The following is a 3,256-nucleotide window of genomic DNA, read 5'->3' as shown; positions in this document are numbered from 1 at the left end:
ATCTCATTACAAATATTTTTTAGCCTAGCTGCATCATCATCGCTCAACCCAAGCAAATCTACAATCGCACCTATATCATCCTTTAAATCTTCTTTTGTTATTTGCTTAATATCACCAAGTGTATCTATTCTGCTAGCAACTAGAAATAAAATCAAATTATAGTTGTGCAAATCCTCTATTTCTTCATTTCTAGCACTCGCCATATAAAAATCATCAACGCTTTTAATATTTGAAGCATTTGAGTTTAATTCTAATCTTTTATCACATAATACCAATATATCAGGATGATGTTTTTCCACCTGATTTAATATATGAACATATGTTGTTTTATGAAAATCTTCTAGCAAAACTTTTGCTATTTCATCACTTTGGCTTTTTTCATTTTCAATTTTTCTAAAAATTACTTCATTTATATATGACATAGCTGCTTTTCCTATCTTTGTGTATTTACAATATATAGTAATCCATCGGATTTCTCATCTAAATATCCTAGCTTTCTAAGCTTTTTTATAAATCTTTTTTTATTGTTTTTAAAATCACTCTTTAGACTTTCATCATAAATATATCTATCAGATATAAAAATGTTATATTTATCATAAATTACGCTTAAAAACTTATCTAATTCCATTTTAATATCTACATTTAAAAACACCAACAAAGCTATTAATTCTTCACTTAATAAATATCTAAAAGCATTGGTGCCATCTCTACTAACTAATCCAGCGTCTTTAAATAGCTTTCTTAAAACTCCTGAAAAGTTATTTTTATACTCTGTTTTTATTATGTCAATAAGATAGGTTTTTACGTTATTTAAATCATTGTAAAAAACATAGTCTTTATCAACTTCTTTAATAAAGCTTTCTAGCTCATGCAGATCACAACATGTAGAGATTTGTATTATGTTGATTATGCAACTTAAAACACCTTCTTCGTTAATCTTATAAACATCTTTTGAATATCTCCTAGCTTTGCAGCTTTTTGTATTTAGTACTTCTGTTGGAATCTGTGTTTTGTCATTATTGTTGTTTAAAATTTTTGATTTATATACAATAAACATACCTAAATATAAAGCTATTAAATTTGAAATCATAGAAAAAAGATCTTCGGTAACTATATTGGATTTTAAAAGATGAATCAAATCTTTAGCTAAATTCTCAAATACAATTTCACACCCACTAATATTTATTGAGTTTTTGTTTAAAACTTGACTGCTATCCACATCGCTTAAAGAACCGTTATTAAGTAAGCTAATTAATTTTTCCCACCTTAAATCTGCGTTGTTTTTATATCTATATAATATCAATTCTTTTAGCTCATTTTTATAAGCATTGTTTTCAAGATTGCAAAAGCCTAGGTATAAAAGCTCTCCACCTCTTGCAAAAAAATTACGCCTATCATCTGCATATAAACCAAAAACCATATTTAAAGAAAATGGATGTAAGGACTTCATCTTTTTTGCATTAGGGTTTATTAGTATTTGCTCTATACACTCAAGTAGTGTATAAAATTCTTTATAGTCCTTAAAGTTTGATTTAAGATATGAAAAATCCTCTTCGCATGACTGAATAAGACTATCAAAGCTATTATGTATTTGATAGACATCTAAAAGTGTGTCTATTTTTTTATGATTTAATTTTTTTATAACTGACTCATTAAACATATTTTCTTGATTTGATCTACATATGTTTAAAAATTCTAAAAATATAAACTCCTTATCTTGAGTATCTAAAAATCTATGTCCAAAAAAATAATTAAAAAAACCAAAACCATCAATATTTCTAGCTTTGCTAAAATCATATATGTCTTTTAAAATACTTAATAAATCCCTATCCATAACTATTACCTGCTTTTTATATTAATATTAGTAACCTTATCTTCACCAGTAGAGTAATCTACTTTAAATACTGAAATTTTATTGTTTTTAAAGTGTGATTCTTGATTGATTTGACTTATTATTTTAGTTTTAAAGCCAATAACCCTTTCATAATACTCTCTAGAAAAACTAATAGGAAGCATTCCATTAGCAACTCTCATCAAAAACTCAAACATATGCAAATCTAGCATTAACTCTGCATTGTAGCTCGAAAATTTTAAAAATATTTTTGGTACATAATCACTTGAAACACTATCTTTTTTAAACTTGCTAATAATCTCTAAATCATCAACTGAGATTTTTATAAAAAGTTCATTTGAATGTTTATGATTTGTTTTTACAAAATTTTTTACTATAAAAATCTCCCCACCGCTAGCTTCTAGTAAAGCACCGGTAAACACCCTGTTAAGTCCCGAGGATAGCTCAGAAATTATATCACTATCTATATCTAGCTTATTTTCATCTTTTGTTTTATCTAGTTTAAAAATAATATTGTTTTCATAACTTTCTTTATGATGATAAATACTCAAATCGTTAAAGTCTAAACCATTTTGTTTGATTTTCCTAAAAAAGAGAAATTTTTTAAAAAAATTAAGACTGCTAAATAATTCATTTTGAATTTGCTCTTTGTTATCGTTATTGCTGTTAAAAAAGCTATCTTTTATTTTATAAAAATTTTCAAAAGTGATGTATTTGTTATCCAAAAGCTTGGCATATAAATAATTGTTTTTTATATCTCCATACATTAAAAAATCATCTATTGTATTATTTGTCTCATATCCTATTTTAAATTCTTGCAAATAATTATAATGTTTGTATTTGGAATCTTCTACATTATTAAGATTTTCACCAAAAAGGTTATTGTAAATACAAGCATCTAGTTTGGGTTTATTTTTCATAGCATTAATAGCTTCTTCACAACTTTCAAAATACTGTAATTTTCTTTCATTTTTTTGATATTTCTTAACCCCTAAAATAACGTTAGCAACAAGGTCAAATAACTTTCTAGTGGTAATAAAGTTATGATTATAATCGCATTGTTTAATCAAACTTACCACTTGTTCTTTTATTTTTTCTAGCTCTTTTATATTTTCATGTATAGGACAAAAAATACTATCATCGCTTAAACTCGGGCAATCAACTTCATATTTTTTAAACCTATTAAGAATAACTTCTATAATTTTTTCTATCTTAAAAGCAGAACCTAAAGAACTTAAGTGCCAAAAATAAAACAAATCATTTTGAGCATAGTTCTCAATCGCATTTAAAATTTCGTTTCTTAAACCTATCTCACCGCATTCTTCAAGACTATCAAGCAAAATCCCATCATTTGCTGCTATAAAATAATATTCATTTTGAGTTTTTGTTTTTAATTTGTTTAAA

At 25.7% G+C, this 3,256-nt stretch carries 3 protein-coding genes; all 3 read right to left on the bottom strand.

Features of this window, described 5'->3' with window-relative positions:
* Positions 1–422, bottom strand: a 422-nt coding sequence (locus tag AVBRAN12642_RS09540; RefSeq protein WP_336608297.1) for a hypothetical protein, incomplete at its 3' end; no start/stop codon positions are given.
* Positions 423–433: 11 nt separating this feature from the next.
* Positions 434–1,834, bottom strand: coding sequence for a hypothetical protein (locus tag AVBRAN12642_RS09535; RefSeq protein WP_336607499.1), 1,401 nt, complete (start codon positions 1,832–1,834; stop codon positions 434–436).
* Between the two features lie 5 nt (positions 1,835–1,839).
* On the bottom strand, positions 1,840–3,256 hold a 1,417-nt coding region (locus AVBRAN12642_RS09530; protein ID WP_336608296.1), incomplete at its 5' end, for a hypothetical protein.

Source organism: Campylobacter sp. RM12642 (genome assembly GCF_020137635.1).
In the GTDB taxonomy this organism is placed as follows: Bacteria; Campylobacterota; Campylobacteria; order Campylobacterales; family Campylobacteraceae; genus Campylobacter_E.
The sequence above is the reverse complement of the archived record's forward strand: the minus strand, read 5'-3'. Positions and strand labels throughout refer to the sequence as shown.

Bases quoted from the DNA above. Each gene is read 5' to 3' on its own strand.
- AVBRAN12642_RS09535 (WP_336607499.1), bottom strand. From the start codon at position 1,834: ATGGATAGGGATTTATTAAGTATTTTAAAAGACATATATGATTTTAGC.